Below are 21,420 nucleotides of genomic sequence, written 5' to 3'. Positions count from 1 at the left end.
ATGAAACAACCCCAACCAATTTTCCATCCCTCCAAACCATAGGTTAAGCCATGATCGAAGTTAGCCGCCGCAGTCTGGTGAAGTCTCTTCTCGCAGCGCCTGTCGTCCTGTCGTCCACCTCTCTACTCGCTCAAACGCGAACGAAATTGACAGCGAACTATGCCACAACCGCATTCGATGCACTGATGGCTCAGGCCGCTGACCTGTACGCAAAGCATGCTGCGGTATCGGTAACTTTCCAGAAGCCAACGCCGGCATCCGGTGGCGAGTTGATCAAGCAGACCTTGCTGAATGCGATTACGGGTGGATTGCCAGACATCTCGTTCAGCGCGAACAACTATGTCCAGCGATTGGCAAGCCAGAATCTAGCTCAGCCGCTGGACAAGGTGGCAGCGACAGACAGCGCATGGTCGCAGATGCAAGCGCACTCGACGGTCGGCCGCATCGGCCAGGTCGACGGCCGCCTCTATGGCGTTCCGTTTCAGGTTTCCGTTCCCGTATGCATGGTCAACCTTGCGTTGGCCGAGAAGGCGGGTGCGGATCCGAGGGCGCTTCCGACCGACTGGCCGGGGATCATTGCTCTCGCCAAGCGCATCTCCGCGCTTGGAAATGGTATAGTCGGGGGCTTCTTCGACCTGGGCGCCGCCTGGACATTCCAGGCTCTGATCACCGCTGGCGGTGGGCAGATGGCGACACCGGACGGACGCGACGTCGCATTCGAGGGACCGGCCGGCATGAAGGCCATGGAGGTTCTGAAAGGATTCGGCGAAGCTGGAATGATCAGCATGAGTGACAACCAGGCATTTCAAGGATTCGGCGCCGGGACGGTCGGTATCTACGCCACCTCCAACAACGTCCTGTCCAAGCTGGAAAATCAAGCCGCTGGAAATTTTGAGATTGCCACCATTGCTTGGCCCTTGACATCGCCGAACGGTCTGTTGCCGGCCGGCGGCCGGACGGGCGTAGTCTTCACAAAGGACCCAGATCGTCAGGCCGCTGCCTGGCAGTTCCTCCAGTTTATGACGAGCCCGGAGATTCAGACTCTGGTGGTGAAAGCGACCGGCGCCATCCCGCTCGACCCTGATGCGGTTCGGGACGACAAGTATCTGGGCGGTTTTTACAGAGAACACAAAAACCATTCCGGGGGCCTGGCTCGAGCCAAGCAACTCACGGGATGGTACAGCTATCCCGGTGAAAACGCAGTGAAGATCAACGAGCTCATGATCGAACGGCTTGGTCAGGTGGCGACCTTGAAAGCGTCTCCGGATGCCATGTTGAAGTCGATGTCTCAAGAGATCAGGGTGCTTCTTCCCAAGGCGTAAATCGGCGCCACTCACCAAGTGGGGCCGTGGCTTGAAGCTTGTTTCGGCGCCGCCCTTACTCAACGACCTATCGGTGGTCGGCGTCTGCAAATCACCGATAGGATTTGGAGCTTCGACATGGAGGTTTATCGTCTTCCAGGCAAGGCATTGGGCCGTTCTGCCGGATCGGCCTTCGGTTCTTTCGTTTTCATGGCGACGGTGGCACACGACCGAAAGGCTGACCTGCCTTTTCAAGCTACAGATATGCTCTCTCGCCTTGAGGAGCAGCTTCCGCACTCGGCAGCGCAAAGAGCTGCATTCTTTTCCGCGACTGTCTATCTGGCAGACATGTCTCGAAAGGACGAGTTCGACGAGATATGGATTGAGTGAGTGAGCGATGACAATAGCAACTGGCCGCAGCGTGAATGCGTCGGTGCGGTATTGGCGGGACAAACGGCTGTTGAAATCTCGATCGTTTTGATGCGTCGCAATTAGACTTCGCATTGACCGCCGCGAAGCGCACCTTTCGATCGATGCAGCACGGAGGTCTGCTGCGTTCTGGCGTCGCCTATTTCTACGGCAGCACGACGCGCAGCGGACTTCGTTTCATATCGACCCTTGGGCCTCCTGCCTTGGTTCATGAGCGAGGCATGCTCCTCACACCAGACGACAAGCCTCGTGCCGCTTTCGTGAATTACAACGTAGAAGCCGCGCAACAAACGCGGCAGTTTTGAGATTAGCCAATGCCTCATGTAGCTGTGATTGGAGCTGGCGTCGTTGGCATGATGTCTGCGTACTCGCTTTTTCAGTCCGGATATCGCGTCACCTTGGTTGATCCTGCTGAGCCGGGCAGCGCGCGAGCATCGAGTTTTGGGAATGGTGGATGGCTCAGCCCAAGTCTGGTGCTGCCAGGCGCCATGCCGGGACTATGGAAAAAGGTGCCGAAGTTCCTCCTCGACCCGAAAGGTCCTTTGACGATCGACAAGCGACGCCTTCCGAAACTTGCGCCATGGCTGCTGCGGTTTCTCTGGAATGGCGCGACGGAAAGTCGTGTTCGTCCCACTGCGGCGGCGCTGAGCTCCATGGTCGGAAGCTGTCCCAGTCTTCATATCGAGATCGCCAAGACAATCGGAGCCCCACATCTCGTGGAAGAGAGCGGATTGCTGTTCCTGTACCGTAATCGAGAAGCCTACCAGCGGGAAGTTCTGCCGTGGGCTCTTCGACGCGAATTGGGCGCGACGTGGACCGAACACGAGGAACAAGAGTTGCGGATAACTGAACCCTGTACGCCGGAAGGATATCGGTTCGGAGTCCTGGTGGCGGGCGGACATGCCTTTGATCCGGGCCTGTTCGTTGCCGAAGTTGCTAAATACCTGTTTGCCAACGGGGTTCGTTATCACCGGGCGACCGCACTCGATTTTATCTTCGATCGCGATCGACTGAATGCGGTGAAAACGGACCATGGTCAGATCGAATGTGACAAGGCAGTGATCTCAGCCGGGGCGTGGTCTTCGAAACTTGCCGAATTGGTAGGTGACCGGATACCGCTCGAAGCGGAGCGGGGCCATCATATCATCATCCCCGGAAACGGACCCGAACTTCAGCACCCGCTACTTCTAACGGATCGCAAGATAACGGTAAGAAAGGTCGGCGCAGGCACGAAAATCACGGGCCAGGTCGACTTTTCGGGCCTTGAGGCGCCAGCGAACCCCTTGCGCTTTTCAGTCCTGCGTGAACTCGTCGTCGACGCTTTTCCAATGCTGGGAGAAGGGCCGGAGCGAAAGATATCGACCTGGATGGGACGGCGACCGTCATTGCCGGACAGCAAGCCAGCTATTGGCCACAGTCGCCGTTCGACCGACGTCGTTCATGCTTTCGGCCACGGCCACACGGGATTCGCAGCCGCACCGGAAACAGCGCGGCTCGTTACGCGCCTGATCGAAGAAAAGAAACCTCTGGGAAAGGAGTCGCCTTTCTCGCCGCAACGATTCTCCTGGCGCGAGACCGTCGCCGCAAAACAGGTGGATGTGTCTTTCACATTGCTGCGATGACGGCAATCTCGACAAGCGAATTGCCCTGAAGGACCGATTGAACGCAGGAGCGCGCCGGGCGCCGACCGGGCACGAGCCACTCGTTCCAAACCGAATTCATCTCGGCGACGTCACGGATGAGCTCGGGCATCCAGATCGTTGCCGAAAGCAGGCGCGATTTGTCAGTCCCGACTTCGGTTAGGCGGCGGTCGATTTCCTCCAGGGCGTCCTTGGTCTGATCTGCCACAGATGCGCTTTTGTTTGGGGACTTCACTCCCGAAACGTAGACGACGCTGTTGTAGATTACGGCGTCCGAGCGGTGGAGAAACTTGCAGCTATCGAAGTAGAGCGGGTCCTGTCGTTCATTTTGCATGTTGTTCTCTCGTCTTGGGGAGGTCGGCCCAGCGTCTATCCACCGACACAGCATGACCGCTAGGAGCCGTTGAAGACGAGTAGATGACAATTATCGATAAAAGCGATCGTTTGGTTCGAATTTTGCGACTGATTTGCTGGGAAAACAATCCGCAGATAGCCAACTGATATCTCAAAATGCGATATAATTCATGTATTTGAAATAGGGGGAATTACGCTGGTGCTTAGGTGTGACTGAGGCCAACCAAATCGCGCCGTGGAACCAGCGCCAGCCATACAATGCGAGAGGGCCTATGACCTTTTCATCTGCAAAATTTCTTATCGTTAGCTTTGATGGCCTGCGTCCCGACCTGATTGACAAGACTCAGACACCCAATCTGATGCGCTTGAAAAAAGTCGGAACGACGCTCGCCGCGCAGCGGACCGTCTACCCGAGCGAAACGCGCGTAGCGTTCCCTAGCCTAGTCACGGGCGCCACTTCGAACCGGCATGGAATGGTCGGTAACAAGTATGTCGACCGAGGTACGAGCCCTCATCGTTACGTCGATACGGCAGACGCCATTCTTCTCGATCGCCTGAACAGAGAAAGTGGCGGTTTGCTTATGAGTGCACCAACACTTGGCGAACTTCTCGGACGTGCCGGAAAAAGCATGGTAGTTCTTGCCACCAACACTCCGGGCACGACGCGTTTTTTCCATCACAAAGCCGAGGATTTCGGCCACATCCGCATTTCAGGCCATTTCCCTGAGGCATGCACGCCGGACGCTGTTTTCTCCGACATCGTCGGACGCTTTGGACCGCTGCCGCCTGTCCCGCCGCAGGGCGAGCCAGATATCGAAGCGCAGACGCTGATCACATCAATCTTTCTTGACTACGTCTGGCCGAAACACGCTCCCGACATCACGGTTCTCTCCTACGGTGAGCCGGACACTGCCTCGCATTTCAATGGAACTGGTGGCGCGAACACCCGTATGGCAATCGCACATTGCGACAGGGAGTTCGGACGCGTTCTCGACTGGTGGGAAGCCGAGGAAAAGGCGGATGGCGTCCAGATCGTTGTAGTCTCAGATCACGGCCACATCACGGCTCATACACGCGTATCTGTTTGTGACAGCCTCACGGAAGCGGGATTTGCAACGTCAATCACGCCGGGTAGCGGAGTTGGCGTCGTCGTCGTACCAGGGCAGGTGGGCGCACTATATCTCGCGGATCGTTCGATTGCGCAGCTCGATCGCGTTGTCGAGGCACTGATCGAACAGCCTTGGCTAGGCCCTGTTTTCACATCGGCGAAGAACGAGGTTGAGGGCATAGCGTCTGGTAGCTTTGCCAGCAATCTCGTCTTCGCTGATCATGTACGAGCGCCCGACATCTATTTCTGCTTTCGGGCTGACGATCGCATGGACGAGTTCGGGCTGATAGGTGGCACTTTCTATGATAACAACCGCCGAGCCGGCCTCGGCGTGCACGGTGGGCTCCATCCTAAAGAACTTGAATCGGTTGGAATCGTAGCAGGAACGGCGTTCTTGGGTCACGGATGCATCTCCACCGTTCCAACAGGGATTTGCGACATCGCGCCAACGTTGCTTTCGATTCTAGGCATGCATGTACCCGGAAGCATGACGGGCCGCGTGCTCTCAGAGGTCTTGCGCGAGGGCACCGCCGACATCGCGGCTCGCACGCCTGCCGTCAGCAGGCCTGAAATCTTTGGGACCGGTCTCAACGGCTATTCTCAGCAGCTGAGACGCGTGAGCGTCGGCCAAACCGTTTATCTGGATGGAGGCTGGGTGTCGGCGGCGAACTAACGGGCGGCCGTACGTTATCGTTCCCACGAAGGCCGCCGCTACTATTCAACTACCGTCCGAAAATTTCTGGAACGGTCATACATCCTTCTGCAAGCCTCGGAGAAATGACGCCGGATGCTGGACGCCGACGGTAACATGGTTGGATTCGTCATGCTTCCCGACTTTCCAGACGTTGCATCGCTCGACAAACACTTGGCGGGCAAACTCTACCAGCGGGGCGGATTGTCGGAGAGATCGAAATGGGTTTCGTCGATAGTGGAACCTCATGTCAGCAGCATCGAATTCGGGCTGCTGACGGGCCGCATCTGTAGAGTCCGCAGTGAATGTACAAAGGCGACCCGTTGCCTGCGTAAACGGGTCGCCTCAGGAGAACTCTCTACGCAAGCCGCGATGCGTTGCTATGCGAAAGCGTTAGATCTCATGTGGTGGTCGGAAGCCCCCGAATTCGCGCTCGACAAGCGTGGCGAAGCCTATGGTCGTCCGATCTTCGAGATAAGGGCCCATGATCTGCATTCCGATCGGCAGACCGCCGCTCTCAGCAATTGGCATTGTCGTTGAAGGCAATCCGATCATATTGGCGATACTTGCCCAGGCATGCAGATCGCAGCGATATTGCCTCGGCTCGCCGTTGATATCGATCTTACGAGAAGGCATCGGCGAATGGTCGTGCTTGAAGGCCTGTACCGGCGACGGCGGGCACAATACCACGTCTACGTGCTGGAACAGCGACCTCCATTGGGCTCTAAGTTCATCTCGATGCTGTGAGAGGGCCACCCAGTCCGCGTGCGTCATGAGATATCCACGCAACATGCAGGCGACTAGGCTTTGATCCTCAGGGGACAATTGCACCCCCCGTTGCTCAACTTCGGCACGCTCTTCCGCCAGAAGCTTGCCGCTCCGCTTGGCAAAGCTGAACTTTTCAAACACCTGCGATGTAAAAGCCAGATCGGGGAGTTTTGGATGGTTGCGCATCACGGCACAGCCGGCCCCCGAAAGGCGTTCGGCCATTTCATTCAGTGCTGTGCGGATGCCGTCGGCAGTAGGACATAGTGGGTGCTCGTCGATCACGAGGACACGAAAGTCTGCAAGCTTGCTGTGACGTGTCGGCGGCAATGAAAGTGTGTAACCAACGCCGTCCGAGGTCTCGTCTGGTCCGGCAATGACTGACAACGCCAGTTCCAGATCCATGGCGCTTCGTGCCATCGGGCCGATCGTAGCTCCCTCGTCGCGTCTGGGCACGATGGGGGCCTCTGGAAGGCTCAGGCCCCGAAGAGGCACGAGATCGAGTGAAGCCTTGTGCGAGAAGATACCACAAAAATGCGCCGGCGTTCTTAGAGAACCGCCGCCATCCCATCCGAGATCAAGCGGAACGTAGCCGGCTGCGATCGCCGCGGCACCGCCACCGGACGACCCGCCCGGCGTATGCGCGAGATTCCAAGGATTGTTTGTTGTTCCGTAGACGTCGTTAAAGCTTTGCCAGTCCCCGTTCTGGTCCGGCACGTTACTCTTTCCGACAATGACCGCGCCAGCGTTCTTCAGCCGCTGCACTGCAAGCGCGTCGACATCTGAAAGCCAGCCCTGATATTTTGGCATTCCCCAAGTCGTCTGGAGACCAACCACGTGGAAATGCTCCTTTACGGTGATCGGAAGGCCTAGCAAAGGCGCGCGCTCGCCGCGCTCAAGCTTAGCATCAGCCTCGCGTGCGGTCTCACGGGCCCGCTCGAAATCGTGAACCACGACTGCATTGATTGCCGGATCAGCCGCCTCGATCCGAGCAATGGCGTTATCAACCAGTTCCAGGGAGGCAACTTCGCGCGACGCCAGTGCTTCGACAAGCTCCGTCGCAGTTCGAAAGTCGGGCAAAGGGCAATTTGCTGCCTTAGTGCTCGCCTGGTCGGCTGCCGTCGTCGAACGGGTCATGGTCGTCTTCCTTGAATCTGATGCATGCCTAAGACCGCCTAGATGGAATCTTTCGGAGCGCGCTACGCCGTGTTTTTGCTGCCGCTAGAATCTTGCGCTGTCGGAACCTTCCGATCAGCTGCAGCGATAGGTCACATTTGTGACACTTAAATTAATAATATCGAATAATTAGATGGATTCAGGCGTTTTCTCGACAGTTCCGCTACGGTCTAGTTTTGCCTTTACGCACTGTATCGAGCAGTTCAGTATTGCTAACGCGCTGTCTCAACTTTCGTTGTTCCGCTGGACGGTCGCTGGTATTGATAACAGGGCGGTCGGTGCGCCAACGACCTTGCCTTCTCTCGTTGATTAAACTGTCGAGGATTTGGTTGCTAGCAATTGCGGTGACTTAAACTGCGATCATTACCGGCGAGCCGGTTAAAAAGCAGCTTACCTCCCATTGATCTCGGCTATGCGACTCGAGCTCGTCTGAGGCGAGCGCGAGACTGTTGAAACTTTCGCCAGATCGACGGCCAAGCCACGCGCACGCACCGGTTGGCTTAGACTAGAATGAGATGCCTGCGCATCCATCCATATAACAATATTATCCATCGCATAATGCGATCCATGTCATCGCGCTGTCAAATGACGTGTTTAGGTCGACTAAACGAGCAGCAAAAAGCGGCGGATCTCCCCGCGACTTCGTCTCGTCATCACAGTCAAAAACGCCATTCGAAAAGAACTAGGCCTCTCCACGAAAGCGGCTTTATCGGCAAAAGGAAGACGTTAATGACAAAGATCGTTGAGACGAGCCGTACTCATCCGCCGCTGGTGCCTACGGTCTTCGATCCGGAATACCGGACAGCGTTGGAAGGTGTGCTGACCCGCTACACGCCGAGCGAAATGGTCGGTGCACACCGCTGGATGGGTCAGCGAAGCGGACCGGGAGGCCGGCGCGGCTTTCACCGGGCGACGGCTGGGCGGCAAGCCGGAGGTCGACCGTGTCATCGTCACCAACGGGACGCAGAGTGCCTTCAACATGCTGCTCGGTGGTCTCTTGGGACATGGCGATGTCCTGGCGGTCGAAAATCTCACCTACCCGCCGATCCTCGTTCTGGCTCAGCGCTTCGGCTTCATCCGAAAGGTGTCAAGATGGACGTAGAAGGCATCATCCCGGAGGCTCTTGAGGAGCTCTGCCGCGTTGATCGGCCGAAAGCCCTCTATCTCCTGTCGACCCTTCAGAACCCAACGACGGCGACCATGGCCGCCAGGCTGTAGTCGAGGTTGCCCGCAAATACGAACTGCAGATCATCGAGGACCATATTTACAGCCTCCTTCCGGAGAACCTTCCCCCACCAATATCCGCGCTTGCGCCAGAACGCTCCTGGTACCTGCTCGGTGTCGCCAAGACGATCGCCGCAGGGATGAAGATCGCCTATGTGGTCGCACCAACGGCGGCGTCGGCGGGGGCCCAGTTCTGGCCCGGTGTCCGCGCTACATTCTGGATGGCAGCGCCGGTCAGCGCAGCTGTTTCCACGCAGCTAATAGAGACAGGTGGCGCGGGACGCATCATTGAGGCGGTCCGGCAGGAAATGGCGGCCCGCCACCGGATCGTCCGGCCGATGCTTTCGAACGCGGATTTCGAGACGAAGGACGGCGCGCTGCACGTCTGGATTCGTTTGCCTCAATCTTGCTCGGCTGCTGGCTTGGCCTCTCGCATCCGCGAACGCGGTGTCAAATATCGGAACCGGCGACCCCTATGCTTTGCCGGATGAGGTCGCAAGCGATCCGCTTAGGTGTCGGTCATGCAAAGTCCCATCCGGAACTCGAGGAGGCCATGCGGATTATTGCCGATTGCCATGAAGCCGACGTCGGGCGTGAACGTTAGCGGGTGGGATCGGACCATGAGCACTGGCAAGAACACGGCCACACGCATCTGGACTGATGTGGATATCGAAGCAGAAGGCGTGTCACACGGCTATTTGCGCGTACCGTTCTCCACCAATGACTCCGCTTACGGACGGATACCTATACCGATTTCGGTGATCAGGAACGGTGAGGGACCAAGCGTCCTACTCATGGCCGGCAATCATGGCGACGAGTACGAGGGTCAAGTCATGCTGATGAAGCTGCTGCGCAGCTTCTCACCGGATCGCATCCAGGGCCGGTTGATCATTCTGCCGGGGGTCAATGCGCCGGCGGTCAGCGCCGGCCACCGTGTTTCGCCGGTCGACGGCGGCAATATGAACCGGCTTTTCCCTGGGACCCGAACGGGACGCCAACCCAGATGATCGCTCATTACATCGATAGCGTTCTCCAACCGAAGGTACGCTACTGCTTCGATTTCCATTCCGGCGGCTACTCGTCCGAATATATTCCGGCCGCCCATCTGGTTGCGCCTGACGAACCGAACCTGAGGGACGAGGCGATCGGATTCCTGAAGACCTTTGCAATGCCTGCCAGCATTCTGATCGAGGGGTTGATGGGCGGCGACCTGCGGCTTCTCGGCTCCTGTCGACGGCTTGGTGTCGGGCAACATGTCGACGGAACTCGGCGGCGCGGGTACCTTTTCGTCGATGCATTCCGGGCAGCGGAGTCCGGGCTCCCGCGGCTTTTGCGACATGTCGGCGTACTGAAATCCGATGGTCGGGAAGAGCCCCCATCAAAGACGGTCTTCTACAGTCGGCACCCGGTCAAGGATTTCGTCTATTCGACCGCCACCGGCGTCTTCGAGGCCTATGTCAAGATCGGCGATGTGGTTGCAGATGGCGATTCAGCGGGTGCGGTGCATTTCACGGAAACGCCTTGGCGGGAGCCGGAGATCATCACCGTCAGGAAGGGCGGCACGATCCTGAAACGGCGCGCGCCTGCCCGCACGAAGATCGGCGACTGCCTGTTCGGGCTCGGCACGCTGCCGCCCGCTATGTCATAGTCGAGGCCGTTGTCGCGTGAGAGTTTCTCCCGGATTGCCTCGCGTAGCGGCTTGACGCCAGCGACCGCCGTATAGCGCGTCTTTCCCTCAATGATGGCGGCGACGCCGGCTTTCTGGACAGCCTCGGGCGTATCGAAATCCGGTTCACCCTGGCTTAGCGTGACGATATCGACACCTTGTTCGCGCAAGGCGGTCGCCTTGTCAGTCATCGCTTTTGTTTGGGAGGGACGGACGGCCTGCAGTCTTTTGGCGAGCAAGGGCAATGGACTTTCCTCAAGGCAGGGGAAGTTTGTGCCAGAGGTATATGAGGCGTCCGTCGCTCGCCAGTTTTGGCATCGGGGAAAGCGGCCAAAATGATCGCGTTCTGCGATGCATTATTGGGGCCAGCACCTATCTCCCGGTGCTCTCCTCCTCGGTCTTTTTCCGGCAGAGCTTTATAAGCCAACGGCAGAAGGCGCGGGCGAGATCCGTATTGTTGCTGCGATCGACAGCATAGGCCCGGTATTGCATGCCACTTGGTGCGCGTGAGCCGGGAAACACTTCCAGGAGGCGTTGCCTGATCAGGTCCGCGACGATGATATGCGGCGTCACTAGCAAGGTCTGGCCGGTCGTGACTGCTGGCAAGGCCAGATAATGATGGTCGTAGCGTTCCCCCGAGATGATGTCCGACGTCTTCAAATCCATGCTGCGAAGCCAGGTCGGCAGGATGTCCGGCCGCGAGGTGACGGTAATCACCGGTGTGGTGCGCAGCGCCTCTAAGCCGCGGCCGGCGATGCAGTCTGGCGCACCAACGCAAACGAGCTGCTCGTCGTAGAAATCCCAGCGATCTCCTGGTTCGGTGAGTGTCAGGTCCCGGGCCAGAAGCACGTCGAAGCTGTCAGTTGAGGCGGGAGCCGACAGGGTGCTGATGACATCGACCGTGACGCCGCCCATTTCATTCGAAAATTCGCGCAGATTGGGGATGAGTAGCGTATAGGCGAAGGTCGAGAGCGATGTCCTCACGACAAGCCGGTTTGCGTCTTTCCCGTGATCTCGGCGCATTCGCTTTGCAGTAAAGAAAATCGTGTCGAGAGGCTCGGCAACGGCATCGGCGAAAAGTCGCCCGAAATCTGTCAACTGACTCTGGCGTCCGTACCGTTCGAGCAGCTTGGCGCCGAGATACTCTTCCAATATCGCGAGGTGGCGGCTCACCGAACTCTGGGTGATGCCAAGGGTTTTCGAGGCACGGGTGACGCTGTTGTCTCGTGCAACCTGAATGAATGCACGAACAGCATTGAGCGAAAGATCCTTATCCTCGGTCAAGTCTCACCTCTTGCGAGCGTGGCATCCATCCGGATTCGCCAGTTTCCTATCGCAATATTCGATTTATGGACGCGAATGGCCTCCAGGGAGCAGGCGCGGATCCTTGTGGAGAGCTACGAGGCTGGCGAGACGGTTTGCGCTGTAGCCCGCCGATATGCGCTTTCCCCGTAGCAACTGCTAGCCTGGCAGCCTTGATGCGCGTCAGCCCTCGGCAGAGGCGACGGCATCAGAATCCCTGAGAGTTCTCATGTTTTGCAAGTTTGCAATTGAACATCGCTTTCTCCTTGGAGCATCGTTGCTGCAGGCGTCATTAGAGATTTGGCCGGCTATGATGACTCGTGGTAGTTGGTCGCCTCAGGATGACGTTTTGGATCGAGTGATAACCCGCCTGCATTGAACTATGGTAATCTACTCTCCCTCCCGACGCGGAAACGGGATCTCGCGCCACCCTAAGCTTCTGAAGGCTTGACGCGTACTGCGCGCCACGAGGCTCGTCCAAATTGCGAGCACAGCGATGGTCCGCAATGTTCGTCGGAAGCAGCGCCGACGGTCAGTTCTCCGGCGAGAGCGCCCTCGTTCGGGGTTCCTTGGAAAGTGTAGTAGATTCTTAGAGGTTGCCCTGCGTGGCAGGAATTCAGAACGATGCCCTTCGATGACGTTTCTCCGCGGATGATTCCGCTCAAGCATCGAGATTTATGTGTGCCACGAACCTCGCTTCCCGTTTGGCTGAGATAAAATACATCTTCCCTGTGTTGGCCTAAAAACTCGATTGAAACCTTCCAAGAGCCGGAAACTTCCAATTCAAATGACTCTGCAGTCGTCACCGCAGCTTCGCTTGGTGGCGATTCGGCCCCAAAAATCTCCCGAAGGCAAAGCACCACACGATCGATGTCTTCGACGCCGAGCATGTTAAAGGGATTGATTTCAATGGCCTCCCCCTTCGACCAAAAATCCTGAAGTCGAACTCGTTGCATTTCAAAAGCCATGCGTCGAACATTGTCGGCTGTGTAGTGGTGTCGAGATGCCCAAGTTATTCGCAGTCTCGGTGCCAGGGAAAACGGCTCCGCGTTCAGTATTTGGGTCTCCAAGCCGAGAGTTGCCGCTTCTTTTTCGATTACCGCCAATGTCTTATGCCATTTGGCTTGATCGTCGTTCTCCGACCTTGTCAGCAACCAGGCCTCAAGAGCTGCGAGGGCTCCGATGATTTCCTCTTTTCCCACCTTCATCGTCCGACCAAACGACTGGTGCGGGGATCCGTTCAGCCATGCGGCCCGACAGAGATCTTCGCGGCCCAGGAGAAATCCTGTCGAGTGCGGCCCGCGAAGGAATTTTCCTCCTGAATAGATAACTAGATCCGCACCGCGTTGTAGCCAAGGATCCGACCTCTGAGGGGACAGGCCGGCAGCGTCCACGACAATTGGAACATGCTCGGCGATCTTGCGCACGTCTTCCAGCGTGGGTCCAACATTTTGAAGGAGAGCTCGTCCCAACATGCAAATCATTTGGGGTTGAATATCAAGCGAGCGCGCAAGTTCCTTGAGACCGCGGAAACTCCTGACCTCCGCCCCGACCACGGTCATTACATGATCATAATCGAAGCGATGTTCTTCAGGAATCAAGACGCTATGGGAAGGCCCCGCAAGATGTGGCAGCTGAAGCATCCGCTCGGGATCGTTGCCTGCCAGACATGCTGCTGTTGCAAGCGCTAATGCTGCGGCGCTTCCGGCGGTCACGATACCCCATTGGGCATCTGTCAGCCTCGCTAGCCGGCGTCCCACCCCCTCCGCCAATTCATCGAAGTCGACAAAGGCTTCTGCTGCTGCAGCCATCGCATTGACAACGACGGCACTTGGCTGGCTGCCTCCATAGTTCGTCTGGGTGCCGACACAATTAACGATAGGTTCTACGTTGAGCGCTCGATAGATCCAGCCACGCGGCTGCACCTCCGGCTCTGAAGTCAAAAAGCGTTCGCTGCTCAACCGTTTCATTATGGGAGCACTCCGCTATCGGTGAACAGCTGCTCCGCTGCTGAAGCGGACAGTTCATCCGCGGTGTTGAACAAACAGTCACCGATTTTTGTACGCGCCGGCACGCGTCGGCAAAGTACATATCCGCTTCTTTGGAAGTGGACGACGTGAGGTTCTCGCCACGGTGCTTCCGTACAATGAAGCACGCCGGCTACTTGCCCTGCTTGCACTCGCTCTCCCAATCCAACGTGCGGTTCGAACACACCAGCTGCCGGGGAGTAAACGTAATCCCGCGTCGGATGTCGTAAAAGCAGTCGCACTTTCTGAGTTTTCGCGCACTCTTGATCGCGAGAAAGGGCACCCACATGTCCGAGGAGACGCAGTAGGCCAACTTCAGCCGCTCGCAACGCCTGTAGGTCTACAGTACCTGACCCACCAAGTTCCGTTGATAGGTACGGTATCCCTCCAGCTCGCTCGCAGGCCCCGCTGAGACTTTGATCGCCGCTGGCTTGTACGTCTGTAATAAATCCGACAGGAAGTCCGAACTGATACGCGAGGGACAGCACGTATTGCAACTTATGTTCTTCCTGCGGTCGGACAATGACCGTTGAAGGCAAATACTCCAAGGATGAGCCGCCGGAATGGAAATCACAGACCAAGTCAGTTCCGGGCAAAAGGCTAGTCTCGATAAAATGTGCAATCGCCCATGTCGGCGTTCCATCTGGCTTTCCCGGGAAACAACGATTCAAGTTGCCCTCGTCAAGGGGGGAAACCCTTCGACCTGCTTCAACCGCTGGGGCATTGGCTGCTGGCAAGATGACTATCGTTCCGCGAACATCGGAGTGTTGAACTCGACGGAGGAAATTCATGAGCACGATCTGGCCTTCCCACTCGTCACCGTGATTGCCGGCGGTCAGCAGGACGCGAGGACCACTTTTGTTCCTTACGACGGCTACAGGTATAGGGATCCAGCCATAGGCCGATTCGTGCGACGATATTGGCAGCCGGAAATAGCCACATTGCTTTCCATCCGCGGTGAAGTCGATGTCGGTCCAAATCTTCGAGGCTTTTGGCTCCGACAGCGCGCCTTCAGGCGGCAGATTTTCGGCGTTGGTCATAAGATTCGCCTCCTCCTGACTGCGAAGGTGATTTCAGTCCTGTACAAAGCTCGGCTCGCCCGTCGTCTGAAACCAGGGCGAGGGATTCTCGCAAGGCATCGATGACTGCCTTTTCATCATCGTAAGCAACGACGGCGGATTTCAGTTGCAGCGTCGTGGCAGCGACTGCAAATTCATCGATGCTGAGTGTTCGACCGCAGAAACACTGGCACTGCTGATCGCGATGGCGAGCGATTTCTTCATAAGGTACCCATGCGGCTTGTTCGACGTCGACGATCTCGCGTGCATACTCAAAGTCATCGACTAACTCAGTGAATGTGACGTTAGTCAGCAAGTCAGCAATGGTCACGTCATCAATGCTGACGTCATTGCCGTGTACCGTTTTCATGTTCCAAAGCCCCCAGGCTTGATAAAATGCGCGATCAACATTGCTTGGATGCCTTCGACCCATTCGCCAAGGACGACGATGTCGGCCTCCCCTCTGGCCAAGACGCCGTGAAAGCTGACCAGCGCCCTGCCTCCACCTTCATCCATTTGGTCCTCATTCCTTTGTGTTAGCGGACCCCAGTCGCGGTCATTGAGAGCGCTAACGATCCAACGATTGCCGCTGCTGACGCGATTGGTATGGCCACCCCACGAATGGCGGGAACCCTGATGGCCGTCGTTACGTGGAGAATCGCGAGCACGATAAATGCCACCGCAATTACCGTTCCAAAGGAAATGCCAGGAAAAAGCGGGCGCGCGAGCAGAAGAAGCGCGAGGAGGGGCGTGTCATACGAAACAGGCAGCCCTGTAAATCGAGCGTCGGCGGTAAGTCCGACGTTCTCGAAATAGCTTAACCTAATGGCACCTGCCAGAATCAGAGTGAGACTGGCGATAAGAGACAGAATGGTGCCCTGGCCAAGGAGGATTACGACCACCGCGGGGAACACAACGCCATGAATGAAGTCGGCGAACCCGTCGAAGCTCTTTCCGAAGTCCGCCACGCCCGGGCGGCGGAAATGGCTCGTCTTGCGCGCAACGTGCCCGTCCCAATGGTCCAGAAACCAGGTCCAGAGCATGGCTGCGACACCGAGCTCGATCCTTCCGTTGAGGGCGAGGTACAGCCCCACGACCGCGAACAAGTAGGCGAGCGCCGTAATGGCATTCGCGTAATCACGCAGATAGCCGATCATCTCCTTGCTCCTGCCGCGAGTGGGGCTGAAGATGCACCGGGCAATGCACGTGCCGGCGGCAACGCGAAAATTTCCTCCGCCAGCCGCAGATCAACTTCGCTGTCGATCTCGAACCAGCGGGTGTCGCTGCAGTCAGCCGCAGAAAGCTGCAGCTCGCGCTTTTCCACCAGGAGGGACAGAATCTGTTCGACATAGGCGGTCCGGTGCTCGCTTTCGACTGCACGATGGAGAGCCGGTGCCAGTTGCTTATGCAGGGCCGCCGCAGAGAAATGGGTCAGGTTGATCGTCTTGAAGAGACTCCTTGCCTGCGCCTGGGCCGGCGTCTGGTTCATCACGAAAGTGGACACAGAGTGATCTGCGGCCAATTCGACCGCGGACCCGCTCATCGCTTCGGTGAATACGGCTACCGCCGCCACATTCTTTTTCGTCGCCGAGACGGTCCGAAGCGTTCGTTCCAGCACTTCGCGCTCAAAGAACACGTCGCCTTCGAGGAAGACAGTGTCACCGGCAAGCATTGTGTTCCGCGCAAGCCAGAGCGAATAGGCGCTGCCGGTCCGGTCAAATATCGGATTGTGGACATACTCGATTTCCACCTCCTCGAACCGCCGGCCACACGACTGCTCGATGACCTCCTTGCGGTAGCCCACGACAATGGTTGCTTCACAAATCCCAAGCTCAGAGAGCTGATGCAGCGCGTTGTGCAGCATAGGGGTGCCGTTTACTTCCACCAGAGGCTTCGGAACGGCATCCGTGTACGGGCGCAGCCTCGATCCCATGCCTGCGGCAAGGATGACGGCCCGAGTACGGTTGCGCATATCAAATGTCCTCCGGATAAGACGCTCAGGCAGCCACTTGTCTGGTCTTGAGGCTGTTCAACGTTTCGACGACCTTCTGCAGTCCCTGCTCCAGCTGGCCTGGGGGCACCCCGAATGACAGACGAAGACCATTCGGATCACCAAAAGCGCCGCCGGCGACGGAGCCGACGTCGGTTTCCTCAAGAAGCAACCTGGCAACGTCGTCCGTGGTCCGCACGTACTCCGCCCGCGGCAGCGAAGCGATCAACGTGCTCAGGTCGAGATAGAAGAAAAACGAACCCTGGGCGGGCGGCGCATCGACATCGCGCAGGTCGGACAGAATGTGCAGCCCCATGGTGCGAGCATCCGTCAGCCGCCGGTGCATCTCCCGTTCAAAACGGCCATCACCAACCTGTAGGTGATGCAGAATGGCATGTTGCGCAATCACGTTGGGGTTCGAGGTCGTGTGACTCTGCAGTTTCTTGGCTGCGGAAACGATCTCCGGCGGCGCCGCAAAATAGCCCAGACGCCATCCAGTGATCGCCAACTCCTTGGAGAAGGCATTTACCAGGATTGTCCGCGACCGAACCCTTGGATGGGCCATGACAATGGACTCATGACGTCCGCCGGTGAAGACAAAGCTGGAATAGCATTCGTCGGAAACGATCCAGAGCTGGTAGTTGATTGCGAGGTCGCCAATGGCCTGAAGCGTCGTTCGATCGTAGACAGCGCCTGTGGGATTGTTCGGCGAGTTGATGATGATGGCTTTCGTGCGCGGCGTGACGGCGGCGCGGACTGCGACGATGTCGGGAACGTAAGCTGGCGGCCGGACATCAACGAATACGGGCTTTGCGCCGGCAAGAAGAACTTGGGACGGGAATGTCGGCCAGCACGGGCGAAAGATGATGACCTCGTCGCCTGGGTCAAGCACAGCCAGAGCAGCATCGAGCAATCCTTGTTTCGCACCTGCGGTGATGACGATATCGTCGGTGTTCCAGCCAATGCCGGTTTCGATCGTCAGTTTTTTCGCGACGGCTTCCCGGAGCGGCACCAAACCGATTGAGTCCGTATAGCGGTTGGTGCCGGCATTGATTGCGGCGATCGCTCCATTGCGAACTGACGTAGGCGGCTCGATGATCATCTCGCCGGCCGCCAGATCGATAATCTGACGGCCGGCCGCGGCAGCAATCTTGGCTGCCTCACGGGCGGCGGCAGTGCCCGGACCTGAAAGCAAAGACATCCGTTGCGCAAGCATGTGCGCCTCTCCTGAGCTAATTGCAGAATCTTTGAAATTGGTCCGAGCCGGACGGACATCGCTCTGCTGTGCTGTCCGCTTCGGCAGATACTGTTCTTCCGCCTGAGCCAGTTCGTCGTAGCCGATCAGGCTGAACAGCTCGTCGAGGCCGGCAACCTGGTCCTCGATCCCGGCGATGCTTTCTTCCGACCAGATGCGGCCGCAGATGTCACGCATGCCAGCGATCGCCGCCCGCATCGAATGGTTGGCCCAGATGACGGTCGAAATACCGGCAACACGATAGACCGAAGCTGGCGTTTTGTAGTATTTGGTGGGGACGATGACGACTGGCAGCTTGTTGTTCCATTCCTTGGCGAAGGTCAGGATCTCGTCTGCGACGGCCTCGCGGGAGTGGATGAGGATTGCGTCGGCGCCGGCCTCTGAATAAGCGTCGGCCCGGCATAGCGCCTCATCGAGACTGTTACCGGCGATCAGCGCCTCGATCCGCGCGACGACGACGAAATCCGGTCCCGTAGTGTCTTTCACGGCCTTGAGACGGCCGCAGAATTCATCAATGTCAGCGAGCAGATGCCGATCGCCGACGAAGGAGTTCATTTTCGGGAACCTCTTGTCTTCAAGGCAGATGCCGCTGGCGCCGCGTTGCTCAAGCTTGCGCGCGACCAATCGAGCATTGTTGAAATTTCCGAAGCCGCTGTCACCGTCGACAAGAACAGGGATGTTCGTCGCATCGACCATGCGCTCGACGACGTCGACGACTTGCGTCCAACTCGCTTCGCTGGCGTCGCGAAAACCAAGTGCCGAGGCGATGGAAAGACCAGAGGCCCAGAGCCCTAGAAAGCCGGCACGCTCGGCAATTGCTGCCGAAAGTCCATCATGCGCTTCCATCAAGAATGTCAGGTCGTTAGAAAGAAGGAGCTCGCGGAGGGTCGTCGAAGACGCCGTCACCGGAAAGACTTCCGCCCCGAACGAAATCGCCTTGCTCATTGTATGACCGCCTCCATAAAATCAGGCCCAATGAACTCGGCGAAACGGGACGATTACTCATCGTCGCCCTAACCTCGCTGTAGAAAAGTCCTTTGGCCTACAAATGCGCAATGGTCGTGATATCCGCTGGAAACGGCTCTGTGCCGGAGCGCACCTACAGTTCAAGCAGCAAGAGCCATGCCAGCTAAAAAGCCGTTGTTATTGCAATAGGTTGGCTTTGCGCGGCTGGTTCCGTTTGTTAGCCACGATACAATTCCGTCGGGATCGCGACAGTGGGCAAGCAATATCGCGGTGCGAGGTTGGCAGGTCGCCCCCTAATCGTGATGTCTTTGGCCGTGCCAGGGCGCGTCCCGTCTAATCCGGTTCATATTTTGCAGCCTTGAAGTAGTTTGCGCATTCGACGGGAGTGCATTGGTCGGGACGGAGCCGACGCCTTGATGGTCCGCTGGGCCTTTGGCGCGCAGAGGTGCCTTGAGCTGCGGCCTCGATCAAGTTGAAGTCGCGACTGCAGTGCAGCAGGAACAGGAGAGCCGCCCTGGCATGTTCTGGGCCGATCCGCTCACGTCAGCGTCATGGGTACTGGCGTCAATCAGCGCCGCGTGCTGGAAAATTCGAAGCCGCAGAAGTACTGCCGATAGGGATTTTCGACCCAGCGCTCGACCGTCTCTTCGTCCGGCAGGTTCGTGGACGTGCTTGAGGTAATGCAGATCCACTATGAGGCGGGTCGGCTTGGCCGGTCGACCGATCGGCCGATAAAAGCCGCTAAAGGCCTGCGTTTAATGTGGGAGTAGGTCTTGAACCTCTCGCGTCATCAATGCGAGGGCCGTGTCCGGTTCTTCCTTCAGCGTGACGACTGAGCGCATGTGGTTTATCAGGACGTTGTGGATTTTGCCGCCATTCTGTCCTGGATATGCGTACCAGCTATGAATAATCGGCAACGCATCTACAACCGCTTTCATATTCGGCTTGCTTGCGAAATAATTGCCGAGCATTGAAGGGTCGGTCGCCACGCGACTGTTAGCAACCAGGTAACTCGTCTGCTGACCTATGATCGTTTGCCCTTCTTTCCCTGCGGCGAACTTCAAAAACTCCCAAGCCGCTCTCTGCCGAGCCTGATCCTTCGCAAATACAACGCCAAGGGCACCTCCGGCTGGCAGGTGGGCATTCGGCGATGACAATGGGAACGCGCGAGTAGCGATGGAAAAACGGCCGCCAGCTTGCCTTTCAAAGCCATTCAAAGCACTACTGGAGTCGGCAATTATCCCGAGCTTCCCGGCAGCGAACAGTTGGCGCGCCTGATCGCTGGGCATGTCCAGTTTTCCTTGCCCGGCTTCGCCAAAAGACTTGAGGAGTTGCATCGACTGCAATCCCTCCGGACCACCGAAATCAGCCTTCTTGTCATCGGCGGTCGCCACTCTGCCGCCGTAACTCTCTACCAGTGCGATCCAAAACCAGTCGATCTGATCATAGTTGAAGTACCCGCCGAGAGTGCCGTTTGCGGGATCATTCAACTTACGTGCTAGGTCCAGGATGCCGTCCCATGTCGTCGGCAGGTGCGTAGCATCAATCCCAGCTTTCTTGACCAAATCGAGATTGAAGAAGATGACCGGTGCAGAGACGGAGAGCCCTAGTCCGTAAGTCTTGTCGGCAAGCCGACCAATCGACGCGACTGAAGGCGAAAGCGTGCTCGTACCCGAGGCTGCATCTTCTTTGAGGTATTTCTCCAGCGGAACGGCCATGCCGCGTTCGGCGTAGAGTCGGATTGTGTAGTTCCCTTGAATTGAGGCATCGGCGAGTTGGCCTGTCAGCGAGTCCCGGAGCGTCGCCTCTACCAGGGCTTTGTAATCGCGCTGCATTGCGTCAATCTCGACCTTGATATTGGCGTGTGTCTGCTCGAATGCAGTTGCGATCGACTTGTAGACGTCGGCAATAACTGACGGTGCCGCAGTGACACGAAGGGCGATCTTGTCCTGCGCGGCACCAGGAGACGAAAGGGTGAGTGCCGCAGCCAAAATGACGTTAGCGCAAATAAACCGCCTGGTGAACATTAAACGTGTGCTCCATAACCGTGAATGATGTGGAGGCTGGTAAGAGAGCCGACTGTTGCAGTCTCGCTTGCTTTACCTTTTTCAGCCGAGCGCTGCGGAAAACCACCACCTGAACTAGTATCGTGGCGGATGATCCAAGCGTTTTGTTACAAGTGCGTGACATGTATCGAGTATTGCGATAGGAGGCCGGCGAATCCGGATGGATGCCGCGCCCGCAGGAGGTGAGACTTGACCGAGGAAAAGGATCTTTCATCATTGCTGTTTGGGCATTCGTTCAGGCTGCACGAGACAACAGCGTTGCCCCTGCCTCGAAAACCCTTGGCATCATCTAGAGCTCGGTGAGCCGTCACCTCGCGGTAGTGGAAGAGTATCTCGGCGCCACGCTGGTCGATCGGCGCCGCCGGTGGCGTCACGGTCGACGTCATCAGCACCTTGTAGGCT

At 57.5% G+C, this 21,420-nt stretch carries 19 protein-coding genes and 4 pseudogenes; 9 read left to right on the top strand and 14 right to left on the bottom strand.

The features are described 5' to 3' along the window. The first annotated feature begins 50 nt into the window (after positions 1 to 50). The 3 genes from AC0L3N_RS18250 to AC0L3N_RS18240 all read left to right on the top strand — a co-directional run bounded on the left by AC0L3N_RS18250 (position 51) and on the right by AC0L3N_RS18240 (position 3,352). Entirely contained in the window at positions 51 to 1,322 is a 1,272-nt protein-coding gene (locus AC0L3N_RS18250) for an extracellular solute-binding protein (protein WP_473548919.1), read from the top strand. A 117-nt stretch (positions 1,323 to 1,439) separates the two neighbouring features. Further along, entirely contained in the window at positions 1,440 to 1,691 is a 252-nt protein-coding gene (locus tag AC0L3N_RS18245; RefSeq protein WP_473548918.1) for a RidA family protein, read from the top strand. Positions 1,692 to 2,044: 353 nt separating this feature from the next. Beyond that, positions 2,045 to 3,352: an NAD(P)/FAD-dependent oxidoreductase gene (locus AC0L3N_RS18240; RefSeq protein WP_473548917.1), complete on the top strand. Its 1,308-nt coding sequence runs from the start codon at positions 2,045 to 2,047 to the stop codon at positions 3,350 to 3,352. Here the strand turns inward: AC0L3N_RS18240 and AC0L3N_RS18235 are convergent. Next, positions 3,336 to 3,704, bottom strand: a complete 369-nt coding sequence (locus tag AC0L3N_RS18235) for a RidA family protein (protein WP_473548916.1) — start codon at positions 3,702 to 3,704, stop codon at positions 3,336 to 3,338. The genes AC0L3N_RS18240 and AC0L3N_RS18235 overlap by 17 nt on opposite strands. Positions 3,705 to 3,996: 292 nt before the next feature. On the opposite strand from AC0L3N_RS18235, the gene AC0L3N_RS18230 reads away from it, so the two are divergent. After that, the gene (locus AC0L3N_RS18230; protein ID WP_473548915.1) at positions 3,997 to 5,505 is read left to right on the top strand and encodes an alkaline phosphatase family protein; all 1,509 of its coding nucleotides are present in this window, start codon (positions 3,997 to 3,999) and stop codon (positions 5,503 to 5,505) included. Positions 5,506 to 5,916: 411 nt separating this feature from the next. Here AC0L3N_RS18230 and AC0L3N_RS18225 read toward each other — a convergent pair whose 3' ends face one another. After that, positions 5,917 to 7,425: an amidase gene (locus AC0L3N_RS18225; RefSeq protein WP_473548914.1), complete on the bottom strand. Its 1,509-nt coding sequence runs from the start codon at positions 7,423 to 7,425 to the stop codon at positions 5,917 to 5,919. An 889-nt stretch (positions 7,426 to 8,314) separates the two neighbouring features. Here AC0L3N_RS18225 and AC0L3N_RS18220 point away from each other — a divergent pair. The 5 genes from AC0L3N_RS18220 (at position 8,315) to AC0L3N_RS18200 (ending at position 10,336) form a co-directional block, all read left to right on the top strand. Further along, positions 8,315 to 8,566 (top strand): hypothetical protein, encoded by a 252-nt coding sequence (locus tag AC0L3N_RS18220; RefSeq protein ID WP_473548913.1) that lies wholly within the window; start codon positions 8,315 to 8,317, stop codon positions 8,564 to 8,566. Next, positions 8,557 to 8,682 (top strand): hypothetical protein, encoded by a 126-nt coding sequence (locus AC0L3N_RS18215; RefSeq protein WP_473548912.1) that lies wholly within the window; start codon positions 8,557 to 8,559, stop codon positions 8,680 to 8,682. The genes AC0L3N_RS18220 and AC0L3N_RS18215 overlap by 10 nt, the downstream gene beginning before the upstream one ends. Before the next feature lie 146 nt (positions 8,683 to 8,828). Continuing rightward, the gene (locus AC0L3N_RS18210; RefSeq protein ID WP_473548910.1) at positions 8,829 to 9,179 is read left to right on the top strand and encodes a hypothetical protein; all 351 of its coding nucleotides are present in this window, start codon (positions 8,829 to 8,831) and stop codon (positions 9,177 to 9,179) included. Between the two features lie 129 nt (positions 9,180 to 9,308). After that, on the top strand, positions 9,309 to 9,695 hold the full coding sequence (locus AC0L3N_RS18205; protein ID WP_473548909.1) for a M14 family metallopeptidase: 387 nt from the start codon (positions 9,309 to 9,311) through the stop codon (positions 9,693 to 9,695). After that, complete coding sequence (locus AC0L3N_RS18200; RefSeq protein ID WP_473548908.1) at positions 9,692 to 10,336, top strand: succinylglutamate desuccinylase/aspartoacylase family protein; 645 nt, start codon at positions 9,692 to 9,694, stop codon at positions 10,334 to 10,336. The genes AC0L3N_RS18205 and AC0L3N_RS18200 overlap by 4 nt, the downstream gene beginning before the upstream one ends. A 390-nt stretch (positions 10,337 to 10,726) precedes the next feature. Here the strand turns inward: AC0L3N_RS18200 and AC0L3N_RS18195 are convergent, their stop codons facing one another. From AC0L3N_RS18195 to AC0L3N_RS18140, 12 genes and pseudogenes are all read right to left on the bottom strand, one after another. Next, entirely contained in the window at positions 10,727 to 11,638 is a 912-nt protein-coding gene (locus tag AC0L3N_RS18195) for a LysR family transcriptional regulator (protein ID WP_473548907.1), read from the bottom strand. Between the two features lie 449 nt (positions 11,639 to 12,087). Beyond that, a complete protein-coding gene (locus tag AC0L3N_RS18190) occupies positions 12,088 to 13,626 on the bottom strand; it encodes a hypothetical protein (RefSeq protein ID WP_473548905.1) in 1,539 nt (512 codons plus the stop codon). Beyond that, entirely contained in the window at positions 13,626 to 14,723 is a 1,098-nt protein-coding gene (locus AC0L3N_RS18185) for a succinylglutamate desuccinylase/aspartoacylase family protein (protein WP_473548904.1), read from the bottom strand. Before AC0L3N_RS18185 ends, AC0L3N_RS18190 begins: the two co-directional genes overlap by 1 nt. After that, positions 14,695 to 15,111: a hypothetical protein gene (locus AC0L3N_RS18180; protein ID WP_473548903.1), complete on the bottom strand. Its 417-nt coding sequence runs from the start codon at positions 15,109 to 15,111 to the stop codon at positions 14,695 to 14,697. The genes AC0L3N_RS18185 and AC0L3N_RS18180 overlap by 29 nt, the downstream gene beginning before the upstream one ends. Further along, a complete protein-coding gene (locus AC0L3N_RS18175; protein WP_473548902.1) occupies positions 15,108 to 15,257 on the bottom strand; it encodes a hypothetical protein in 150 nt (49 codons plus the stop codon). Before AC0L3N_RS18175 ends, AC0L3N_RS18180 begins: the two co-directional genes overlap by 4 nt. 20 nt (positions 15,258 to 15,277) lie before the next feature. Continuing rightward, positions 15,278 to 15,898, bottom strand: a complete 621-nt coding sequence (locus AC0L3N_RS18170; protein ID WP_473548901.1) for a CDP-alcohol phosphatidyltransferase family protein — start codon at positions 15,896 to 15,898, stop codon at positions 15,278 to 15,280. Continuing rightward, positions 15,895 to 16,713: a phosphocholine cytidylyltransferase family protein gene (locus tag AC0L3N_RS18165; protein ID WP_473548900.1), complete on the bottom strand. Its 819-nt coding sequence runs from the start codon at positions 16,711 to 16,713 to the stop codon at positions 15,895 to 15,897. Before AC0L3N_RS18165 ends, AC0L3N_RS18170 begins: the two co-directional genes overlap by 4 nt. A 25-nt stretch (positions 16,714 to 16,738) precedes the next feature. After that, a pseudogene (locus tag AC0L3N_RS18160) lies at positions 16,739 to 17,848 on the bottom strand (pyridoxal phosphate-dependent aminotransferase); the annotation flags it as partial. A 177-nt stretch (positions 17,849 to 18,025) separates the two neighbouring features. Next, positions 18,026 to 18,931, bottom strand: a pseudogene (aepX, locus tag AC0L3N_RS18155) (phosphoenolpyruvate mutase); the annotation flags it as partial. Positions 18,932 to 19,285: 354 nt separating this feature from the next. After that, positions 19,286 to 19,410: pseudogene (locus AC0L3N_RS18150) on the bottom strand (IS630 family transposase); the annotation flags it as partial. A gap of 64 nt (positions 19,411 to 19,474) precedes the next feature. Continuing rightward, a pseudogene (locus tag AC0L3N_RS18145) lies at positions 19,475 to 19,704 on the bottom strand (transposase); the annotation flags it as partial. Between the two features lie 3 nt (positions 19,705 to 19,707). Beyond that, positions 19,708 to 20,979: an extracellular solute-binding protein gene (locus AC0L3N_RS18140; protein WP_473548899.1), complete on the bottom strand. Its 1,272-nt coding sequence runs from the start codon at positions 20,977 to 20,979 to the stop codon at positions 19,708 to 19,710. Positions 20,980 to 21,420: the final 441 nt, after the last annotated feature.

The organism is Mesorhizobium sp. WSM4807 (genome assembly GCF_055811615.1).
The sequence above is the reverse complement of the archived record's forward strand: the minus strand, read 5'-3'. Positions and strand labels throughout refer to the sequence as shown.

Coding starts and splice junctions, on each gene's coding strand:
- AC0L3N_RS18235 (WP_473548916.1), bottom strand. CDS start 3,704: ATGCAAAATGAACGACAGGACCCGCTCTACTTCGATAGCTGCAAGTTT.
- AC0L3N_RS18140 (WP_473548899.1), bottom strand. CDS start 20,979: ATGTTCACCAGGCGGTTTATTTGCGCTAACGTCATTTTGGCTGCGGCA.
- AC0L3N_RS18170 (WP_473548901.1), bottom strand. CDS start 15,898: ATGATCGGCTATCTGCGTGATTACGCGAATGCCATTACGGCGCTCGCC.
- AC0L3N_RS18190 (WP_473548905.1), bottom strand. CDS start 13,626: ATGAAACGGTTGAGCAGCGAACGCTTTTTGACTTCAGAGCCGGAGGTG.
- AC0L3N_RS18180 (WP_473548903.1), bottom strand. CDS start 15,111: ATGAAAACGGTACACGGCAATGACGTCAGCATTGATGACGTGACCATT.
- AC0L3N_RS18200 (WP_473548908.1), top strand. CDS start 9,692: ATGATCGCTCATTACATCGATAGCGTTCTCCAACCGAAGGTACGCTAC.
- AC0L3N_RS18175 (WP_473548902.1), bottom strand. CDS start 15,257: ATGGATGAAGGTGGAGGCAGGGCGCTGGTCAGCTTTCACGGCGTCTTG.
- AC0L3N_RS18240 (WP_473548917.1), top strand. CDS start 2,045: ATGCCTCATGTAGCTGTGATTGGAGCTGGCGTCGTTGGCATGATGTCT.
- AC0L3N_RS18210 (WP_473548910.1), top strand. CDS start 8,829: ATGAAGATCGCCTATGTGGTCGCACCAACGGCGGCGTCGGCGGGGGCC.
- AC0L3N_RS18205 (WP_473548909.1), top strand. CDS start 9,309: ATGAGCACTGGCAAGAACACGGCCACACGCATCTGGACTGATGTGGAT.
- AC0L3N_RS18215 (WP_473548912.1), top strand. CDS start 8,557: ATGGACGTAGAAGGCATCATCCCGGAGGCTCTTGAGGAGCTCTGCCGC.
- AC0L3N_RS18230 (WP_473548915.1), top strand. CDS start 3,997: ATGACCTTTTCATCTGCAAAATTTCTTATCGTTAGCTTTGATGGCCTG.
- AC0L3N_RS18250 (WP_473548919.1), top strand. CDS start 51: ATGATCGAAGTTAGCCGCCGCAGTCTGGTGAAGTCTCTTCTCGCAGCG.
- AC0L3N_RS18165 (WP_473548900.1), bottom strand. CDS start 16,713: ATGCGCAACCGTACTCGGGCCGTCATCCTTGCCGCAGGCATGGGATCG.
- AC0L3N_RS18245 (WP_473548918.1), top strand. CDS start 1,440: ATGGAGGTTTATCGTCTTCCAGGCAAGGCATTGGGCCGTTCTGCCGGA.
- AC0L3N_RS18225 (WP_473548914.1), bottom strand. CDS start 7,425: ATGACCCGTTCGACGACGGCAGCCGACCAGGCGAGCACTAAGGCAGCA.
- AC0L3N_RS18185 (WP_473548904.1), bottom strand. CDS start 14,723: ATGACCAACGCCGAAAATCTGCCGCCTGAAGGCGCGCTGTCGGAGCCA.